Raw genomic sequence first — 19,262 nt, forward strand, 5'->3', positions numbered from 1 at the left:
CGCCGTGCGCGCTCAGTTGCTCCTTCGTCGCAAACGCACGCACAGCGCCATTCACACCTCCGTCAGGGTCGAAGGACTTCCGCACCTTCCTGCACACGCCCGTCGGCGATCTCGACGACGCGGTCGGCGAGAGAGAGCAGCACCGGGTCGTGGGTCGTCACGATCGTCGTCATCGTGGCCTCCTTGGCCAGGCGCACGACCAGCTCCATGATCTCGCGTGAGGTCTCCGAGTCGAGCTGACCGGTGGGCTCGTCCGCGAGCAGCAGTCCCGGTCTGGACGCCAGGGCCCGGGCCAGCGCCACACGTTGCTGCTGACCGCCGGAGAGCTGGCCGGGGCGTTGGCGGGCATGCTTCGTCAGCCCGACGTGGTCGAGGGCCTCGGCGACTCTGGCCTCACGCTCAGTGGCGTCAACTGCCCTGAGCCGCAATGGGATCTCAACGTTCTCGTGAGCGGTGAGGATCGGGACGAGCCCGAACGACTGGAACACGTAGGCCACCGAGGTGCGTCGCAGGGCCAGCACCGCGTCATCGTCCAACGCGCTCACCTCGACCCCGTCGACGTGCACCGTGCCGGAGTCGGGTCGGTCCAGCCCACCGATGATGTTCAGCAGGCTCGTCTTGCCCGAGCCGGAGCGACCGCGCACGGCCACGACCTCGCCCGGCTCGGCGGTGAGCGACACCCCACGAAGGGCGTGCACCGTGGTCGCCCCCGTCCCGAACGTCCGGTGGACGTCCATCACATCGAGGTATGCCGTCGTCATGGCTTCTCCTCCCCCTCGCCCTCGCTCGGCTGCTCGGGCCACACCCCGATGTGGTCGCCCTCGAGCTCGAGGCGGACCCGCTCGCGCAGCCCCAGCGCGGTGACGAAGGCCTTGGGCAGCTGGAGCCGGCCGGCCCGGTCGAGCACGGCGTACTCCTGGCTGATGACGAGCTCACCCCCGTCGGCGCCCGTGGTCACGTGGCGGCGCACCTCCGATGCCGTCCGCCCGTCCCGGATCGCCACGGTCCGTGAGACCTGTTCGCTCACATGGACGTCGTGGGTGACGACGACCACGGTCGTCCCGAGCTCCTCGTTGGCCCGCCGGATCGCCCCAAAGACCTCGTCACTGCTGCGCGAGTCCAGCTTCTCCCGTGGGCTCATCGGCCAGGAGCACCATCGGACGGTTCGCGAGAGCCACCCCGAGCGCCACCCGCTGCTGCTGCCCGCCGGAGAGCTCGCCGAGCATGCGGGGCGCGCACTCCGCGATGCCGAGCACCTCCAGGATCTCTTCGGCGCGCGTGGTCCGTTCGTCCCGCTGGCCCGAGGCGAAGAGCATCGGGAAGCTGGATGTTCTCGATGGCCGACAGGTAGGGCAGGAGGTTCGCGGTGGCCTGCTGGTGCAGGAAGCCCACGGTCGTGCGTCGATAGCGGAGACGCTCGGCGCGCCCCATGGTCAGCAGGTCGTGCCCGGCCACCGATGCCGAGCCGGCGCTGGGGACGTCGAGCCCGCTGAGGATGTTGAGCAGGGTCGACTTGCCTGAGCCGGAGGCCCCGATGACCGCCACGAGCTCACCGCGCCGCACCTCGAGGTCGAGGCCCTGGAGCGCCACCACCTCCACTCCCTCGGACGTGAAGATGCGGACGAGACCGTCGCAGACGATGTCGAGCCCGGGGGGACCGACCAGGTCGGTCGCGTCCGCGGCTGGCACGGGGCGGGTCGGGGTCATGCGTTTCCTCCTGCACGTTGGTGCTCGGCGGCCGAGGCACGGCGGGTTCGGATCTGTTCGATGGCGAGGGCGAGGACCGCGAGCAGGAAGGCACCCAGGGCCGCGAGCCCACCCACCACCCAGCTGGGGTTGAGCTCCGGCCGCGGACCGCCCGTGTAGCCCTCGAGGTCGATCGCCCCCGACACCAGCGGTGGGACGGCGATGCCGACGGCGGCACCGACGAGCACGGCGGCGACCAGGAGCGGGAGGACCTCGACGGCCAGCAGGCCGGCCTCCGCCCGCCGCGGCACACCCATCGCGCGCAGGCGCAGGATCAGCGTGCGACGCTCCGGACGACCCGCGATGAGGAGGAGCACCGTGGTGAGGAAGGTGAGCAGTCCCGCGAGGGCCGCCGCGACGGCATAGCTGCTCGTCACGAACGACGGCAGGGACCGACCCGCCGCCGACTCGACGAGGGAGTGGGCCGAGACCACCCCCGTGACGAGCTCACCGATCGTGACCCTGTCGTCCGTGCCCTGCGCCACGAGCGCGGCGCTCGCCTCTGCAGACGCCTTGACGTATGCCGTGTTCGGCCGTGCTCTGGGAAGCTTGGCCTCCAGCGCGTCCAGCGGGACCAGCGCCGTCTGCGTGAGCCGGCCGGAGTGGATCCGGGCCAGCGACGGGTCGATGGCCGTGACCGTGACAGGGACTCGCACACCGATGACGACGATCTCGAGCTCGTCGCCGACATCGGCGCCGTCACTGACGATCGCCGGCAGGCGGCCCCCGGGAGTCGCGAGTGACCCGTCCGCGGGCGGCATCGCACCCGGGGCCAGTGGCGTCCCTCCAAGCACATCGGCGTGGGCTGCAGGGTCGGTCCCGATGAGCGTCACGGGTTTGACGGGGCCTCCGTCGGCACCTGACGCGTCGCTGACGCGGGCGAACTGCGCGGTGTGGTCCACGTAGGCCCCGCTGACGGCTGAGACACCGGGTCGTTTCCGCAGCGTGGCCAGGTCGGCGTCCTCGATCCGGGCGCCGTCGACGCGCACGTCGGCGCCGACCGTCCGGTAGGCCGCCAGTGAGCGCTCGTCGCCGATCGTCGCGGCGATCGTGGCCACGACCGTGAGGATGCTCGCCCCGACGACGAGCGCCAGCAGCGGGAGTCCGGCGGTGCCGGTCGCTCGCGAGGAGCGCGCCAGCCCGAGGAACGACACGTAGCCGCGGCCTCGTCCGGCCAGTCGCGAGAGGGCCCGCATCGGTGCGGGGAGCGCTCGGAACACGACGACAGCGGCAGCGGCGGCCAGGAGCACGGGCGAGAGGGCGGCATACCAGTCGGTCTGTCCACCCGAGATCACGTCGCCGCGAGCGCGCACCGTCGAGATCGCCAGGACCGCGATGATGACGAGGCCGGCCTCGGCGACGATCCGACGCCAGGCACGCACCCGGCTCACCGTGTCGCCGGCGGCGCTCGCCCCGACCCGCACGGTGCCGAGCACGAGGGCCGCGATGGCCACTGCGGGCGCAGCGACGAGGACAGCCACCTGGGCCCACGTGACCAATGGGGTCACTCCGTCGACGAGCAGCACGGCGAGCGAGCCGGCCGCTGCGGCTGCGAGGAGCCCCGACAAGGTCGGACCGGCCAGCGCCATCGTCAGGAGGTGGGTGCTCGACGCTCCCCGCGAGGCCAGGAGGGTGAGCTCGCGGAGTCGCCCGCCGGTCGCCACCAGCCCCGTGAGCATGAGCACGATGGTCGCGAGCGCGGTGATGCCCGCGGTGGCGAACGAGATGACGACACCGGTGCTCGCCAGCGACCGTTCGTACTTCTCCAGGAGCGAGAGGACGCCCGTGGTGAGGCGAGGGCGCTCCGGGAGGGCCGTCATCGCGGGGGCGGTGTCCAGTCGCGCCGCCATGCGCGCGAGGGGTGCGGCATCGGCACGCGCCAGGTCGTCGCGCACGGTGTAGCGCCACGTGTGGGTGAGCAGGGGGTTGCCCATGGGAGCGAGCTCCGGCGTGAGCCCGCCGCGCAGGCTGTCGGACAGCGCCGGATAGTTCTCCACCAGGACCATCAGGGCCCCCTGTCGCACCGCGCCACCCTGGGGCGTCGGGATCGAGGCGACGTCGAGCATGCGGGCGTCGGACTCCCACAGGCTGTCGCGGCGGTCACGTGGCGCAAAGGTGCCGCTGATGACGACGTAGACCTGGTCGCGAGCTCGTCGGAACGAGTCCACTGCGGGAAAGAGGGAGTGGACCGAACCCGTCCTCAGACCGAGTCCTTTGGCGACGACGTCGGACACCCCCACGGGCAGGAGGTGCACCCGGCGGATCGCCACGCCCTCGTTGAGCAGGACCCGCGTCTGCGTGGGCGCGCCCGGAGCCGCTCCCGACGTCCAGCGCACGTGGTCGGCGAGGCGTTCCTGGACCCGGACCACGGCCTGCGGCTGACCCGGGAGCTCCGAGCCGTCCTCCCGCTGGATCGCGAAGGGTGAGGTTTGTGCGGCGACGAGCGCCTCGCCCACGAGGCTGGCGTCGGGTCCCATCGCGCGCCGTGCGGCGTCGGTGACGACGTCGAAGGGCGGCGACGTGCCCTCCCCGGGACCGATGGGGCCCTCCGGCCCGTCGAAGGGTGGCGCCGTCAGGCCACTTCCGAGGTCCCGGGGCAGGAGGGAGAGGGTGAGGTCGCGCTGGAGCTGGGTCGCGTCGCGCAGCTCGTCGCTCAGTGCCCGGTCGTATGCCGTCCCCTGAAGTCGCGGTGTCACCACGAGGTATGCCGTTGCCGTCGCGGTGAGCACGGCGAAGAGGAAGGAGACGAGCAGGGTGCTGCGCGCGCCGCGCCCGACGAGGGCGAGCACCCGGAGCCTGCGCACCGGCCTGGCTTCGTGCCGTCCACTCATCGTGGCGCCCCCATCCGGGAGCTCCATGGCCAGGTCGGAACCCGTGCGGCGCAGCACGAGCACGCCGATCGCCGAGAGCACGGCCGTGATGGCACCGGCGAGCGCTCCGAGCTGCCACCACGGGATGACGACAAGGACGTCGGGCACCTGTGCGTGACCGTCACCGCCGACGAGGAAGGGGACGACGACGAACGCTGCGACGGCGCCCATCGCCAGCCCGACGAGCACGGTGAGCACGACGACACAGATGCGCTCGAGGGTGAGCACCCGCCGGATCCGGGCGGGCGCCATGCCGAGCGCCAGCAGGATCGCGTTCTCGTGGTGCCGGGTCCGCGCCAGCGACGCCGTCGTCGCCGCGAAGCCGACCGCCGCGAGCACAAGGGCAGCACCGGTCACGAGGAGCATCGCTCCCTGCATGCCGGCGTTGACCGGGTTGGCCCGACGTGCTGCCTCGACGTCCTCCCGGACGACCACCGCGTCGGAGCGGACCCCGCGCCCCCGCAGCACCTCGACGGCGGCATCGGTGTCGGCCGGGTCGAGCCACCACTCCCCCGGTGTCGGGACGGTGGTCGGCCATCCCTTGTCGACGCCAGGGCGGTCGGTCGTGGCATAGAGCGTGGGCAGGTCGATGATGACGGCCCGCGTGGGGTCCGCGGCCGTCGGGACCGAGTCCATCAGCGCGACGACCTCAGCGGGCACCGTCCGCCCACCGACCGGCAGGGGCAGCGTGCCACCGATGGGGACGTCGAGCTCGGAGGCCAACGCCCGGGTCATCACGACCGGAGCGTGCTTCGCCGTCGAGGCGGCAGTGGTGAGCCGGAGGTCGATGGACTGCGACTGGTCGGTCAGCCGGTCGGTGCCGGCCACCGGCCGACCGTCCGCGCGCAGGTCGCTGACCTCGAGCCCCAGGACGAGGTCGGCAGCTCCGAACTCCCGGATGAAGTCGGGCATCCTCATGGCGAACCCGATGACGGACATCGGCTCGGCCAGCACCCGGTCACCCTGGGGCAGGCTGACCGCCAACGACGTGGGGTCCGTGGTCACCGACCCGGTCGGCACCGACGTGACCATCCCCCGGCCATCAAGGAGCAGGACCTGGCCGGACGCGCTGACACCCTCGATGAAGTCCCCGGAACCCGACCGCACCAGGACCCTGGAGGTGAAGGTCAGCTCCGTGGCTCGTGGCGGCAGGGCCACTCCCCCCGGCGTCGGGCGATCGCGAGCGAGGTCGGACATGACGCCGCGCCAGGTGCCTCCAGCGAGGGTGTCGGGTCGCGGGTCGACGATGCCCCCGGCCCGGGTGGCGTCGACGCCGAGCACCGACACTCCCCGGACCGTGCGCAGGTCGGTGGTCTCGCGCAGGACCGGCATCGCCCGGGTGTCCTCACCGGCGGCTCGCTCGGCCAGGGCGCGACCCACCGACGTGTCGATGCGGACCGGGGACCCGGTCTCGAACGCCGACTGGTCGGTGAGCGCCCGGCCCGCCGTGGCCAGGTGCGACAGGGCCAGGGCACCCATGGCCATGCACAGCAGGATGAGCAGGATGGTGCCTCCCTGCGCGGCGAGCCGTCGCGACAGCTGCCACGCGCCCCACGCCCGGTCCAGCCCCACGTGCCCGACCGACACGCGCTCGACCTGGTGCGTGGCCCCGGGGAGCACACGCAGGCAGAGGACCGACAGGCCGGCGATGACGCATGCCGGGGCCGCGATCGTCAGCGGGTCCACGGTGGCCGACCCGGCGACGTCGTAGCGACGCAGCTGCAGGACCGCGAGGACCCCGAGCCCGATGAGGGCGAGGTCGAGTCCTGACCCCGACGCGAACTGGAGGGCGGCAGGGGTGCGGCCACCACCACCCGAAGCGGAGCCGGCGTCGCCGTGCCGCCCGGAGCGGACACTGGTCGCCACCACGACGACCGTGGCGAGGAGCGCCATCGTCACGAGTGCCAGCCAGAGCTGCCCGTTGCCCAGGGCGTCGCCGTGGTCCGCCGCACCGAGCTCCACCCCCGCGGCGACCCCGATGGCCCGCGTCAGCAGCGGCGCGACGGCAAAGGCCCCCACGGCTCCCACGCCGACGATGAGCCCGGAGTCGGCAAGTGCGAGCAACGCCACCTGGCTCGTGGACATCCCACGGGTGCGCATCAACCGGGTCTCGTCGGCCCGCAGCGACGTGAGGAGCCGGGCCGCCATGACGAGCGAGGCAGCGCCGAGGAGGACGAGGAGGACGGTCGGGGTGAGGAGCGAGGCGCGGATGCGGGCTGCCACGAGGGCGGCTGCGTCGAGCTGCTCGGCCAACCCCGTCTCGACCCGCCCGCCGCTGATGGCCGTGGATGGCGGCGCACTCGTGCCTGGCTCGGCGCCACGCGTGTCGCCGACCTCAGCGCGCAGGCGGGTGAGCACGTCGGTGAGCGAGCTGCGGAGGTCGTCGACCGAAGCAGCCGTCGCCTCGTCGAACCTGGTGGACGCCCGCCACGTGACCTGGGTCTGGCCGACCACCCCGGTCTCGAACACTCCCGGCCCGAGGACGAGGGGGCCGTAGGTCGTGAACTCCGTCTCGCGCACACCGACGGGGCTGAGCGGGTCGTCGATCCAGATGGCTGCCGCCCGGTCCCGGACCCGATAGGTGCCCACGACGGTGACGGTGAGGTCGGGTGCCGCCGTGTCGGTGAGGCTCATCAGCCTGAGCGAGCCACCGGGGGCGAAGCTCCAGCGCCTTGGCCGCCTCCTCCGGCAGGGACACCTCGACCGTCGAGTCGGTGCGGGTCGGCCACCGGCCCGCGACGAGCTCGCTGTGCTTCTGGAGGCCATCGATGTCGGCGAGCTGGATACGCGCGCGGGCGTCACCGCCGCGCAGGCCCCGCACCGTGGGGTAGGCCACGCGGCTCACGTCGACGTCGTCCGCCAGCGCCTCGAGCCGAGGTCGGACGACGGTGTCGGCAGCCGGGAGCGAGGCCGGTGGGATCGCCGCCGCCGCACTCACGGTGCGCGCGACGGGGTCTCCACCGGGTCCCCCCACCCCCAGGCTCGAGCGCACGCCGGCGTCCGAGATCGCCACGGACAACAGCTGCAGGGTCGCGACGACCACCATCGAGAGCAGGGCGGCGACGACGACGGCGGTGAGGGCGAGCGGATGGGTGCCGATGCGCCGACGCAGCAGCGTGAGCACGCCCATCCCCGACCTCCCTCACTGCCCTGGCACGCTCCCCGCGCTCCTCGCGCAGACCGCCGCGAGCGCCCTGGGCGCCCGCGTTCTGCCAACCTACTGACCGGGCCACGGTGCGGCAGTCGGCGTCGGTGATCGACTCCGGTTCGTGACTTTGTGCCGAGACGGGCGCCCGCCGTCAGTGCCGCTGCCGTCAGGGGAAGACGAGATCCGGTATGCCGGGTGCGGACACCGTGACCGTGTCTCGTGCGAGGTCGGCACGGAGGGTGATGCCCCGGTGCCGCATCTCGAACCCGGCGCCATCGTCGACGACGGAGCACGAGACGTCGGCGAAGCGGGTCTCGTCGGTGCCGATGACGGTGCGACGCAGACGGATCAGCTGGCGATACCACTCGAGCAGCGAGGCATGCGGCTCCGAGCCGACCTCGTCCCAGCGCAGCACGCTGGCGTCCCGGGTCGCTCGCGCCTGCGGGTCGGGGACGTCGACGGCGGCCCAGCCGTGCCCGCCGAACTCCGCCCGGCGACCGGCGCGCACGGCCTCGGCCATGCCCTCGTCGGTGAAGTCGGTGAAGAACTGCCACGGGGACGATGCAGCGAACTCCTCACCCATGAAGATCATCGGCGTGCCCGGGCCGAGGAGATAGAGCGCGGCACCGATGGCGGCACGGCCCGGCGTGATGCTGGCGCCGATCCGGTCACCGGTCGCTCGGTTGCCCACCTGGTCGTGGGTCTGGAGATACGTCACGAGCCGACGGCCGTCGAGGGTGTCCACGTCGACCGGCCTGCCCCACTCCCTGTCGCGGAACGTCGACCAGCGGCCGTCGTGGAGGAAGCCCCGCGTCAGCACGTGGGCCAGCACGTCGAGCGGACCACCGTCCGGCAGGCTGCGGGTGCCACCACCGAAGTCCTCGTAGTAGCCCTGCATCTCACCGGTGAGCGCGACGTGCAGGCCGTGGTGGACGTCGTCGGCCCACTGCGCGGTCATCCCCAGCCCCCCGTCGGTGGTGGAAGTGACCATGGAGGTGTCGTTGAGGTCGCTCTCGGCGATGAGGTCGAGCGGCCGCCCGAGAGCCACGGCGAGCTCCGCGACGTCCTCGGACAGCTCCACGAGCAGGTGTCGCTCGCTGTCGTCGACGAGGGCGTGGACGGCGTCGAGCCGCAGGGCGTCGACGTGGAAGTCGCGCAGCCACCGCAACGCGTTCTCGACGATGAACGTGCGCACCTCGGGAGCGCCCGGTGCGTCGAGGTTGACCGCCGGTCCCCACGGTGTCAGGTGGCTCTCGGTGAAGTAGGGACCGAACCGTCCGAGGTAGTTGCCGCTGGGTCCGAGGTGGTTGTAGACGACGTCGAGGCACACGCCCAGACCCCGGGCGTGGCAGGCGTCGACGAACCGCTGGAAGGCTGCCGGACCGCCGAGGGCGTCGTGGACGGCATACAGGTCGACACCGTCGTAGCCCCATCCCCACCGTCCCGGGATGGCCGCGACCGGAAGCACCTCGACGACGTCGACACCGAGGTCGACGAGGTGGTCGAGCCGCTGGAGCGCGGCGTCGAAGGTGCCCTCGGGAGTGAACGTGCCGATGTGCAGCTCGTAGATCACGCCGCCGCGCGTGCCGGCTCCGTCACGGGGCCCGCGCCAGCCGGTGTCCGCCCACTCGTGGGCGCTGACGTCGAAGAGGCGACTCGGCCCGTCGACGCCGTGCGGCTGCCAGGCGCTGCGTGGGTCCGGCAGGGCCGGCTCCTCGCCGTCCAGCACGAACGCATACTCGAAGGCGGCGTATGCCGTGGAGTCACCGTCCCAGCGCCACCAGCCCCCGTCGCCACGCACCATCGGCTCTCGCGTCGGTTCAGCGCCGGGCGCACCGAAGCTGATCTCGACTCGCGTGGCCTCGGGCGCCCACACCTCGATCATGACGACCTCACCAACAGCGCGACGGGCAGGTCGACCATGAGGTCGGCCATCTCGACGGGACCGGAGAAGCGGTCGGTCTCGCTCTCCGACAACAGGTTTCGCCACTCCCCAGCAGGGAGATCGATCCGGGCCTCGCCCCAACCACCGGAGGCGGTGAGGCTGTCGGCCCCCCGGGTGACGACGGCCACGACCTGCGGCCCTGAGTCGTCACCACGGCAGAGGGCGACTGCGAAGCGGGACATCGTGTCGAGACCCGAGTAGGTCGCCGTGTCGCCGACGAAGCACTCGGGGTGCTCGCGACGCAGCCGCAGTGCGTTGGCGGTGACGAGCAGCTTCTCGTCGTCGAGGTCGCGTGGCCGCTCACCGGCGTCGAGCCGGGCCAGCCGCTCGACCCGCTCGGCGTAGTCGACGACGCCGCGGTTGTCCGGGTCCACGAGCGTGAGGGCCTGCAGCTCGGCGCCCTGGTAGACGTCCGGCGCACCGACGGTCACGAGCTGGAGGAGCTTCTGCCCGAGCACGTTGGCCCGCACCGACGCACCGTGCAGCGAGAGCCATGTCTCGACGTGCGCGACGACGGCGGGGTCGGAGACCGCGGCTCGCGCGAAGCGCACCACGGCCGCCTCGTAGTCGGGGTTCCCGTCGACCCACGCCGTGTGGTCCTTGGCCTCGCGCACGGCCTTGAGGACGTAGCCCTCGATGCGGTCCGGGGTGATCGGCCAGGAGCCGACGACGCTCTGCCAGACGAAGTACTCGGTCGCGTCGTCGAGGAGCTCGTCGCGGTCGGGAGCAGCGAGGTCCGACGCCTCCTGCACCCACTCCGCCCACTCAACGGCGCTCTCCGGAAGCGTCATGAGCCGGGCCCGGACGTCCTCGGAGCGCTTGGTGTCATGGGTGGTCAGGGTCGTCATCGTCGAGGGCCACGTGGCGAGCTGGCGCGCGGCGAAGGCGTGGAACTCGTCGGCGCCGATCGACAGGTGCGAAGGATGACCTCCCACCTCGTTGGCACCGGTCATGCGGAACCACCGGTAGAACGCGGTGTCCTCGATGCCCTTGGCCATGACGGGCCCACAGGTCTGCTGGAAGCGCACGACGAAGTCGTCGACCAGGGTGCGGTCGGCACCCTCGGGCGCCTCACCCAGCGCCAGGGCGACCACGCGGTCGAGGTCCTCGTGCGCCTCCTGCGACAGCAACCCGCGGGCGCGGGCGGCCGCCCCCTCGAGGACGGCGCGCTGCTCGGGGTCCACCTGGGCACCGGGCACGACGTAGGCCCGGTAGCGGTCCATCGACACGAGCAGCGAGCCGAGGGCCTCACGGGTGCGGGCCGGGTCGGACTCAGGGAGCACCCGGTCGACCAGCCGCATGAGGCGGTTGACCTCCGCAGCCTGGACCGAGCCGACGACGTGCTGCTTGGCCTCGAGCACGACGTCGTCGAGCGACTCGCGACCCGGTGCGCGCTTTGCCCAGAGGCTGTCGAGCACTGCGTCACCCTCGCCCGAGGTGAGCACCTGCTGCACCCGCAGCAGGGTGTCGTAGCCCGTGGTCCCCGCGCAGCGCCAGGACTCCGGCAGCTGCTCCTCCCCCTCGAGGATCTTCTCGGCGACGACCCACGCGTCGCCGGTGGCGTCGGCGAGGCGGGCGAGGTAGCCACCGGGGTCGGCGAGGCCGTCGGGGTGGTCGATCCGGAAGCCGTCGATGGACCCGTCGCCGAACAGGGACAGCAGCAGGGCGTGGCTGGAGTCGAAGACGGCCGGGTCCTCGACCCGCACCGCCGTGAGCGTCGTGACGTCGAAGAACCGGCGGTAGTTGAGCTCGGTCGCGCCGTCCCGCCAGCTCGTGAGCCGGTAGGCCTGTGCCGCAACGAGATCCGCGAGGTCGAGGTCCTCGGTCCCGGGGCGGACCGGGTAGTCGTGGTCGTAGTAGCGCAGCACCGTCTCGGAGCCGTCCGGCCCGCCGTCGTCGGAGACGGACAGCTCACCGGCCGCCAGCACCTCGTCGAGCGAGGACCCGAGCACCGGCATGAGCACCCGCTCGCCGTCGACGTCCCAGTCGATGTCGAACCACGCCGCCGCCGCCGAGCCGCGCCCGTCCCGCAGCAACGCCCAGAGGCGGGCGTTGAGGTGGGTCGCCTCGGGCACCGTCATGTGGTTCGGCACGACGTCGACGACGATCCCGAGGCCCTGCTGGTGCGCAGCGGCGACGAGCCGGTCGAACGCCTCGCGTCCTCCCGCCTCCTCGTTGAGCGCGTCGTGGCTCACGACGTCGTAGCCGTGCGTCGAACCCGGCGCCGGCTGCAGGATCGGCGACAGATAGAGGTGCGAGACACCCAACGACGCGATGTATGCCGCCTGCTCCGCTGCCGCGTCGAACCCGAAACCGCCGTGGATCTGGAGCCGGTAGGTCGAGGTGGGGACGGCACGACGGGAGCTGTGGACGACGACGGGGGCGGACGGCATACCCATCAGAGCACGCGGTCGGGGTTCGCGGCACCCACCGGGTGCGTGATGGGCTCACGCGGGCTCCGGAGGACGACCATCGCGCGTGGGCCGACAGGGATCTGCGACCCGGCCTCGTGCCAGTCGGCGTCGACCACGTCGGCGCACGTGTCGACCTCGGTGACCCAGCGCTCGCCCCACTGCTGCGAGGGGATCGTGAACGACGTCTCCTCGTGGTCGGCGTTGAAGAAGACGAGGAAGTCGTCGTCGGTGATGGACTGACCTCTGCTGTCAGGCTCGTAGATGGCACCGCCGTTGAGCCACATCGTGACCTGCAGGGCTGACCCGTCCCAGCCGTCCTCGGCCATCGGCTCGCCGGACGGCTGGAGCCAGTAGATGTCGCCCAGCGTCGACTGGCCGCCGTGATCGGCGGACCCGGCGAAGAAGCGCCGACGCTTGAAGACGGGGTGGCTCAGGCGCAGCCGCACGACTGCCTTGGTGAACTCCAGCAGCTGGAGCTGGTCCTCGTCGAGGTCCCAGTCGACCCAGGCCAGCTCGTTGTCCTGGCAGTAGACGTTGTTGTTGCCGTCCTGGGTGCGACCGATCTCGTCACCGTGGCTGATCATCGGCACTCCCTGCGAGAGCAGCAGGGTCGTGAGGAAGTTGCGCACCTGGCGCAGCCGCAGGGCTCGGATCTCGGGGTCGTCGGTCGGCCCCTCGACCCCGTGGTTCCAGGAGTTGTTGTGGCTCTCGCCGTCGTTCCCGTCCTCGCCGTTGGCCTCGTTGTGCTTGTCGTTGTAAGACACGACGTCACGCAGGGTGAAGCCGTCGTGGGCGGTGATGAAGTTGATCGACGCGATGGGCCGGCGACCGCTGTGCTCGTAGAGGTCGCTCGAGCCGGTGATGCGCGAAGCGAACTCGCCGAGCGTCGCCGGCACGCCGCGCCAGAAGTCGCGGACCGTGTCGCGGTACTTGCCGTTCCACTCCGTCCACAGTGGCGGGAAGTTGCCGACCTGGTAGCCGCCGTCGCCGACGTCCCACGGCTCGGCGATGAGCTTGACCTGGGAGATGACCGGGTCCTGCTGGATGAGGTCGAAGAAGGCCGAGAGCTTGTCGACCTCGTGGAACTGGCGGGCCAGCGTGGCGGCGAGGTCGAACCGGAAGCCGTCGACGTGCATCTCGGTGACCCAGTAGCGCAGCGAGTCCATGATGAGCTGCAGGACGTGCGGGCTGCGCATGAGCAGGCTGTTGCCCGTGCCGGTCGTGTCGTAGTAGTGCTGCTTGTCGGAGTCGACGAGGCGGTAGTAGCTCGCGTTGTCGATGCCGCGGAAGCAGATGGTCGGGCCGAACTCGTTGCCCTCGGCCGTGTGGTTGTAGACGACGTCGAGGATGACCTCGATGCCGGCCTCGTGCAGCGCCTTGACCATCGCCTTGAACTCGGTCACCTGCTGGCCCTGCTGCCCCTGCGCGTAGGAGTTGTGCGGCGCGAGGAACCCGATGGTGTTGTAGCCCCAGTAGTTCGTCAGACCCTTGGCCTGCAACGAGGTGTCCTGGACGAACTGGTGGACCGGCATGAGCTCGATCGCGTTGATGCCGAGGCCCTTGAGGTGGTCGATGATCACCGGGTGGCCGATCGCGGCATACGTCCCGCGGATCTCCTCAGGGAGGTCCGGGTGGGTCATCGTCAGGCCCTTGACGTGGGCCTCGTAGATCACGGTGTCGTGGTACTCGTGGCGCGGGGGCCGGTCGTGACCCCAGTCGAAGTAGGGGTTGATGACGACGCTGAGCATCGTCTTGCCGAGCGAGTCCTCGGTGTTGCGCTGGGACGGGTCGAGGAAGTCGTAGGAGAACAGGGCCTGGTCGTTGGACACCTGCCCCTCGATCGCCTTGGCGTAGGGGTCGAGCAGCAGCTTGCTGGGGTCACACCGGTGCCCGGCCTCGGGCTCGTAGGGCCCGTGCACGCGGTAGCCGTAGCGCTGTCCCGGCTGCAGGCCGGGCAGGTAGCAGTGCCACACGAAGTGGTCGACCTCCGGCATCTCGATCCTGGTCTCGACGCCCTCGTCGTCGATGAGGCAGAGCTCCACCTCCTCGGCGATCTCGCTGAACAGGGCGAAGTTGACTCCGCTGCCGTCGTACGTGGCACCCAGGGGGTATGCCGTTCCGGGCCAGATCTCCATGGCCGCCTCCAACATCGTGTCTTGTGTCAAGCTCGGTGCACTCCTCACACGGGACGACGGCGGCCCACGTGGCGCGAGCAGCCGTCCGGAACTCTCGGCTGGGTATGGTTCGCGCAGTTGGCCAACCTACCCAACGTCCCCCTACCCAGAGGAACCGGCCGTGACGCACGCTCGCACCGCCCTTGTCACCGGAGCCGCTCGTGGCATCGGTGCGGCCACCGCCCGGCGCCTGGCTGCGGATGGTCTCGCCGTGGCAGTGGTCGACCTCGACGAGTCGGCCTGCGACGTGGTCGCCGCCGGCATCCGTGAAGTCGGCGGGTCGGCCCTAGGGGTGGGGATCGACGTCACCGATGCCGAGCAGGTCGAGGCGGGGGTGGCGCGCATCGCCGACGAGCTGGGTCCGCCCGTCGTGCTGGTCAACAATGCCGGCATCATCCGCGACAACCTCCTCTTCAGGATGAGCGAGTCCGACTGGGACTCGGTCATCAACGTGCACCTGCGCGGGGCCTTCCTCATGGCCAAGGCGTGCCAGGCCCACATGACGGCCGAGAAGTTCGGCCGGATCGTCAACCTCTCCTCGTCCTCGGCGCAGGGCAACCGCGGTCAGGCCAACTACTCGGCGGCCAAGGCGGGGCTCCAGGGGTTCACCAAGACGCTGGCGATCGAGCTCGGCAAGTTCGGCGTCACCGCCAACGCCGTGGCACCGGGCTTCATCCAGACCGACATGACCGCGGCGACGGCGGAGCGGCTGGGCGTCTCGTTCGAGGACTTCCTTGCCCACGCGGCCTCGCAGACGCCGGTGCAGCGGGTCGGCCAGCCCGAGGACATCGCGGCGACGATCTCCTTCCTCTGCTCCGAGGAGGCCGGCTTCGTGTCCGGTCAGGTGATCTATGTCGCTGGTGGGCCCCTCGACTGACGGCCGGTCCAGCCACCTCGTCGTCCACTCGTCCCGGCCATGACGCTTCGCCATGCCCTGTCGCGCTCGTCGCAGCCGGAGCGAAGAACCTTCCGAAAGACTCTTGACCATCTGGTTAATTATCCGTTAGGTTAACAACGTGACCGACGCACTCAGCTCCACGTTCGCCGCCCTGGCCGACCCGACGAGGCGGGCCATCCTGGCTCGCCTCTCCTCGGGCGAGGCCACGGTCGGCGAGCTCGCCGAGCCGTTCGCCATGTCACTGCCGGCAATCTCGAAGCACCTCTCGGTCCTCGAGCGCGCCGGCCTGGTCACCAAGAGCCGAGATGGGCAGCGGCGCCACTGCCGGATCTCGGTCGCACCCCTCAAGGACGCGACGTCGTGGCTCGAGCTCTATCGCCAGCACTGGGAAGAGCAGTTCGACAACCTCGGCACCTACCTCGCGACCATCCACGAGCCCTCCGACGAGGGCGAACCCAAGGAGTTCCCAGCATGAGCACCGAGTCCGTCCAGCAGTCCAGCCAGCACGCCACGGGCGCCCACGAGCGCGCCACCGTCACCACCTCCGGCTCGGAGATGGTCATCACCCGCACCTTCCCGGCCTCCGCCGAGCTCGTCTTCGAGGCCATGACCAACCCCGAGCACATCCGCCGGTGGTGGGGCGCCGGACACGGCACCATGACCGCCTGCGAGGTCGACCTCCGGGTCGGTGGCGCCTGGCACTTCGCCCAGACCGCCGGCTCCACCGGCGACGAGGTGTCGTTCTCGGGCCACTACAAGCAGATCGAGCGTCCGGGCCGGCTCGTGCACACCGAGAAGTTCGACAACATCGACAGCCCCTACTCGGTCATCGACACCACCTACACCGAGACCGACGGCAAGACCGAGCTGCGTGCGGTCATCACCTACGACTCCCCCGAGACCGTCCAGGCCGTCCTCGACTCGGGCATGGAGAGTGGGATGCAGACCTCCTACGACGCCATCGACGACGTCGTGCTCGAGCTCGCCGCCGAAGCCAGCTGACACGAGTCGAGAGGAGAGAACGCGCCGTATGCCGGCCGGCATACCCGGCGTGTTCTCTCCTCTCGACCGAGCCTGTGGATGACCAACCGGCGGCTTCTCCAAACTTCGCCATCCTCGGTGGATGCAGCCATCGCCCCTTCCCGAGGAGCTCGTCGCCGGACCGTTCAGCACGGCCCGAGCTCGCGAGCTGGGACTTACGGGATCACGGCTGCGGCGCGGTGATCTCGAGCATCCGACGCGAGGGGCACATGTCTGCACCCCTCCGAGCACCCTCGCGACGCGCGCCGCGGCCTACAGCGTGGGCATGCCGTCCGATCGGGCCTTTTCCCACCTCACCTCCGCGGTGCTGCAGTCGCTTCCACTTCCCGCCCTCCTCGAGGAGGAGGCGAGCAGCGGCCCGCTCCATGTCATGGCTCGCACGAAGGACGGACGGGTGCTGCGCAAGGGCTGCACGGGTCACCGCGGCCTCGAGCTCCGCTCGACACTCGAGCTCGTCGGCGTGCGAGTCGTGGGCCCGGCAGACACGTGGGTCGACCTCGGCGAACTGCGTCGGGGGCGTCTGTCTCTCGACGATCTCGTCGTCTTCGGAGATGCCGTCGTGGCGCGGGTCGACCAGCAGTCAGGCATCGACGTGCCGTCCGGGTCGCGCACCTCACCAGGAACGCGTGCCCTGCACGAAGCCCTGCACGCACGGGTCAGACCACGCGGCAAAGTCCTTCTGCGCCAAGCCCTACAGCTGATTCGCCCCAGGGTTCGCTCTCCGATGGAGACCCGGGCCAGGCTGATGTTCGTGCGTGCCGGGTTCCCCGAACCGGAGCCGGGAGGCGTGGTCCGCGACGAGATCGGCGAGTTCCTTGCCGAGGGTGACCTGGTGTGGCGACGCGAGCGCGTCATCGCCGAGTACCAGGGCGCCGACCATGCGCCGATCGGACGCCGCAGCATCGATGCGAACCGTCGCCACCTCCTGGAAGACAGGGGGTGGTTCGTGCGTGAGCTGTTCGCCGAGGACGTCTACCGACGACCACGGCGGATCACGACCATGGAGGCGGTCGCCCGGCTGCTGGGTTTGGACCGGTCAAGCCTGAGAATCACGTGACCAGACACAGTCGAGAGGAGAGAACTCGCCGTATGCCGGCCGGCATACCCAGCGTGTTCTCTCCTCTCGACCTTCGGGACGGGGGGCTGACGCCTCAGAGGCCGAGGTCGCGGCCGATGAGCTCCTTCATGATCTCGTTCGTGCCGGCCCAGATCTTGTGGACCCGGGCGTCCTTCCAGGCGCGCGCCACGCGGTACTCGTTCATGAAGCCGTAGCCGCCGTGCAGCTGGACGCACTCGTCCAGGACGTCGCACTGCACCTCGGCGGCCCACCACTTGGCCTTGGCCGCGTCGACCGCGGTGAGCTTGCCCTCGGCATGCGCGACGACACAGTCGTCGATGTAGGCCTCGGTGACCTCGACCTTGGTGACCAGCTCGGCGATCTTGAACTTGTTGTGCTGGAAGGCGCCGATCGGCTGACCGAACGCCTTGCGCTCCTTGGTGTAGTCGATCGTCTCCTCGAGGATCTGGCGGCAGTTGGCGATGTTGGCGATCGCGTTGCCGAGCCGCTCCTGCGGGAAGCTTCTGCATCATCGAGATGAACCCCATGCCGGGCTCGCCGAGGAGCCGGTCGGCAGGGACCCGCACGTTCTCGAAGAAGAGCTCGGAGGTGTCGGACTCGGGCTGGCCCACCTTGTCGAGCGGCTTGCCCTTGGAGAAGCCCTCGTCCTCCGCCTCGAGCACGAAGAGCGAGATGCCCTTGGCGCCCTTGCTCGGGTCGGTGCGGATGGCCACGACGGCGACGTCGCACTGGTGGCCGTTGGTGATGAAGGTCTTGGACCCGTTGATGATCCAGTCGCCGCTGCCGTCGTCGGCCTTGACCGCCGACGACTTGAGCGCGGCGAGGTCGGAGCCGCCCGAGGGCTCGGTCATGCCGATGGAGAGGATCTTCTCGCCGGTGACGACCTGCGGGAGCCAGCGCTCCTTCTGCTCCTGGGTGCCCAGCGCGACGATGTAGGGCGCGGTGATGTCGGAGTGGATGCCGAAGCACGAGGACGTCGCGGCGTTGAACTTGGCGAGCTCCTCGGCCACGACCGCGTTGAAGCGGTAGTCCACGATGCCCGCGCCCCCGAACTCCTCGGGGATGCCCAGACCGAAGAAGCCCTGCTTGCCCGCCTCCACCCAGATGTCGCGCGGGATGACGTGCTCGCGGATCATCTCCTCGGCACGAGGCTTGAGGGTCCGCTCGACGAACTCACGAACGGAGCCCCGGAAGGCCTCGTGGTCGTCGTCGTAGATGTTGCGGGGCATGGCACTCCTCGGCAGAACACGGTTGACTAAGCGCTTGCTTAGTCAACCCGGCCTCGGGCATGCTGTCAACATGTCGGCCACCACCGGAGCACCGCAGTCGGAGCAGAGCATCCTCGCGACTCTCGAGGACTCCGGCGACACAGCCGGTGCCACCGTGCTCCGTCTCATGATGGCGGCGGCTGATGCGTTCTCCGAGAAGGGCTTTCACGCCACGACGACCCGCGACATCGCCTCCCGCGCCGGCCTCTCCCCCGCGGGCGTCTATGTGCACTTCACGTCCAAGGAGGACCTCCTCTTCCAGCTGAGCCGGCGAGGTCACCAGACGGCCCGTGACCAGCTCGTCGCCGCTGCCGAAGCCGCAGCCTCACCGACCGAGGCCCTGCGCTCGATCCTCGCCGGCTTCTCCAGGTGGCACGCCGAGCACCACCAGCTCGGCCGGATCGTCCAGTACGAGTTCCGCCACCTCACGCCGGAGCACCGCGACACGGTGCTCACCCTGCGCAAGGAGATCGACCAGGTGGTGCGAGGCGTCCTCACCGACGGTGTGACCCGCGGCGACTTCGAGGTGGACGACGTCCCCGGCACCGCGCTGGCCCTGCTCTCCATGGCCGTGGACGTGGCGCGTTGGTACTCCCCCGAGATCCGCCGCACCCCCGAGGACATCGGTCGCACCAACGGGGACCTTGCGGTGCGCCTCGTCGCCCGACGCTAGGCTCTCG

The 19,262-nt window shown here is 70.6% G+C and carries 12 protein-coding genes and 2 pseudogenes; 6 read left to right on the forward strand and 8 right to left on the reverse strand.

The window, feature by feature from the left end:
- Window positions 1-62: 62 nt before the first annotated feature.
- The 4 genes and pseudogenes from ACZZ98_RS01610 to ACZZ98_RS01625 all read right to left on the reverse strand — a co-directional run bounded on the left by ACZZ98_RS01610 (window position 63) and on the right by ACZZ98_RS01625 (window position 7,250).
- Complete coding sequence (locus ACZZ98_RS01610) at window positions 63-761, reverse strand: ABC transporter ATP-binding protein (RefSeq protein WP_463514651.1); 699 nt, start codon at window positions 759-761, stop codon at window positions 63-65.
- Complete coding sequence (locus ACZZ98_RS01615; RefSeq protein WP_463514652.1) at window positions 758-1,141, reverse strand: hypothetical protein; 384 nt, start codon at window positions 1,139-1,141, stop codon at window positions 758-760. Before ACZZ98_RS01615 ends, ACZZ98_RS01610 begins: the two co-directional genes overlap by 4 nt.
- Window positions 1,104-1,707, reverse strand: a pseudogene (locus tag ACZZ98_RS01620) (ABC transporter ATP-binding protein). The gene ACZZ98_RS01615 and the pseudogene ACZZ98_RS01620 overlap by 38 nt, the downstream one beginning before the upstream one ends.
- Complete coding sequence (locus ACZZ98_RS01625; RefSeq protein WP_463514653.1) at window positions 1,704-7,250, reverse strand: FtsX-like permease family protein; 5,547 nt, start codon at window positions 7,248-7,250, stop codon at window positions 1,704-1,706. The pseudogene ACZZ98_RS01620 and the gene ACZZ98_RS01625 overlap by 4 nt, the downstream one beginning before the upstream one ends.
- A 254-nt stretch (window positions 7,251-7,504) precedes the next feature.
- Between ACZZ98_RS01625 and ACZZ98_RS01630 the strand changes: the two genes are divergently transcribed.
- Window positions 7,505-7,840 (forward strand): hypothetical protein, encoded by a 336-nt coding sequence (locus ACZZ98_RS01630; RefSeq protein ID WP_463514654.1) that lies wholly within the window; start codon window positions 7,505-7,507, stop codon window positions 7,838-7,840.
- A 90-nt stretch (window positions 7,841-7,930) separates the two neighbouring features.
- Here ACZZ98_RS01630 and treZ read toward each other — a convergent pair whose 3' ends face one another.
- Genes treZ through glgX form a run of 3 tightly spaced genes read right to left on the reverse strand, consistent with a single transcriptional unit; the run spans window position 7,931 to window position 14,258 of the window.
- The gene (treZ, locus tag ACZZ98_RS01635) at window positions 7,931-9,649 is read right to left on the reverse strand and encodes a malto-oligosyltrehalose trehalohydrolase (protein ID WP_463514655.1); all 1,719 of its coding nucleotides are present in this window, start codon (window positions 9,647-9,649) and stop codon (window positions 7,931-7,933) included.
- Window positions 9,646-12,102, reverse strand: a complete 2,457-nt coding sequence (gene treY / locus ACZZ98_RS01640; RefSeq protein ID WP_463514656.1) for a malto-oligosyltrehalose synthase — start codon at window positions 12,100-12,102, stop codon at window positions 9,646-9,648. The genes treZ and treY overlap by 4 nt, the downstream gene beginning before the upstream one ends.
- Before the next feature lie 5 nt (window positions 12,103-12,107).
- Entirely contained in the window at window positions 12,108-14,258 is a 2,151-nt protein-coding gene (gene glgX / locus ACZZ98_RS01645) for a glycogen debranching protein GlgX (protein ID WP_463514657.1), read from the reverse strand.
- 160 nt (window positions 14,259-14,418) lie between these two features.
- Here glgX and fabG point away from each other — a divergent pair, with 160 nt between their 5' ends.
- The 4 genes from fabG to ACZZ98_RS01665 all read left to right on the forward strand — a co-directional run bounded on the left by fabG (window position 14,419) and on the right by ACZZ98_RS01665 (window position 17,293).
- Window positions 14,419-15,174, forward strand: coding sequence for a 3-oxoacyl-ACP reductase FabG (gene fabG, locus ACZZ98_RS01650; protein ID WP_463514658.1), 756 nt, complete (start codon window positions 14,419-14,421; stop codon window positions 15,172-15,174).
- A 139-nt stretch (window positions 15,175-15,313) separates the two neighbouring features.
- Complete coding sequence (locus ACZZ98_RS01655) at window positions 15,314-15,670, forward strand: ArsR/SmtB family transcription factor (RefSeq protein WP_463514659.1); 357 nt, start codon at window positions 15,314-15,316, stop codon at window positions 15,668-15,670.
- Window positions 15,667-16,197: an SRPBCC family protein gene (locus ACZZ98_RS01660; RefSeq protein ID WP_463514660.1), complete on the forward strand. Its 531-nt coding sequence runs from the start codon at window positions 15,667-15,669 to the stop codon at window positions 16,195-16,197. Before ACZZ98_RS01655 ends, ACZZ98_RS01660 begins: the two co-directional genes overlap by 4 nt.
- Window positions 16,198-16,318: 121 nt before the next feature.
- Window positions 16,319-17,293, forward strand: coding sequence for a hypothetical protein (locus ACZZ98_RS01665; protein WP_463514661.1), 975 nt, complete (start codon window positions 16,319-16,321; stop codon window positions 17,291-17,293).
- Window positions 17,294-17,387: 94 nt separating this feature from the next.
- Here ACZZ98_RS01665 and ACZZ98_RS01670 read toward each other — a convergent pair.
- Window positions 17,388-18,543: pseudogene (locus tag ACZZ98_RS01670) on the reverse strand (acyl-CoA dehydrogenase family protein).
- Between the two features lie 70 nt (window positions 18,544-18,613).
- Between ACZZ98_RS01670 and ACZZ98_RS01675 the strand changes: the two are divergent.
- Window positions 18,614-19,255 carry a TetR/AcrR family transcriptional regulator gene (locus ACZZ98_RS01675; RefSeq protein WP_463514662.1) on the forward strand — a complete coding sequence of 214 codons (642 nt, stop codon included), beginning with the start codon at window positions 18,614-18,616 and terminating at the stop codon, window positions 19,253-19,255.
- The last annotated feature ends 7 nt before the right edge of the window (window positions 19,256-19,262 follow it).

Source organism: Knoellia sp. AC549 (assembly GCF_979258975.1).

What these genes read in the sequence shown, in the direction of transcription:
- ACZZ98_RS01675 (WP_463514662.1), top strand. Translation starts at nt 18,614, where the DNA reads ATGTCGGCCACCACCGGAGCACCGCAGTCGGAGCAGAGCATCCTCGCG.
- glgX (WP_463514657.1), bottom strand. Translation starts at nt 14,258, where the DNA reads ATGGAGATCTGGCCCGGAACGGCATACCCCCTGGGTGCCACGTACGAC.
- treZ (WP_463514655.1), bottom strand. Translation starts at nt 9,649, where the DNA reads ATGATCGAGGTGTGGGCGCCCGAGGCCACGCGAGTCGAGATCAGCTTC.
- ACZZ98_RS01625 (WP_463514653.1), bottom strand. Translation starts at nt 7,250, where the DNA reads ATGAGCCTCACCGACACGGCGGCACCCGACCTCACCGTCACCGTCGTG.
- treY (WP_463514656.1), bottom strand. Translation starts at nt 12,102, where the DNA reads ATGCCGTCCGCCCCCGTCGTCGTCCACAGCTCCCGTCGTGCCGTCCCC.
- ACZZ98_RS01665 (WP_463514661.1), top strand. Translation starts at nt 16,319, where the DNA reads ATGCAGCCATCGCCCCTTCCCGAGGAGCTCGTCGCCGGACCGTTCAGC.
- ACZZ98_RS01610 (WP_463514651.1), bottom strand. Translation starts at nt 761, where the DNA reads ATGACGACGGCATACCTCGATGTGATGGACGTCCACCGGACGTTCGGG.
- ACZZ98_RS01660 (WP_463514660.1), top strand. Translation starts at nt 15,667, where the DNA reads ATGAGCACCGAGTCCGTCCAGCAGTCCAGCCAGCACGCCACGGGCGCC.
- ACZZ98_RS01615 (WP_463514652.1), bottom strand. Translation starts at nt 1,141, where the DNA reads ATGAGCCCACGGGAGAAGCTGGACTCGCGCAGCAGTGACGAGGTCTTT.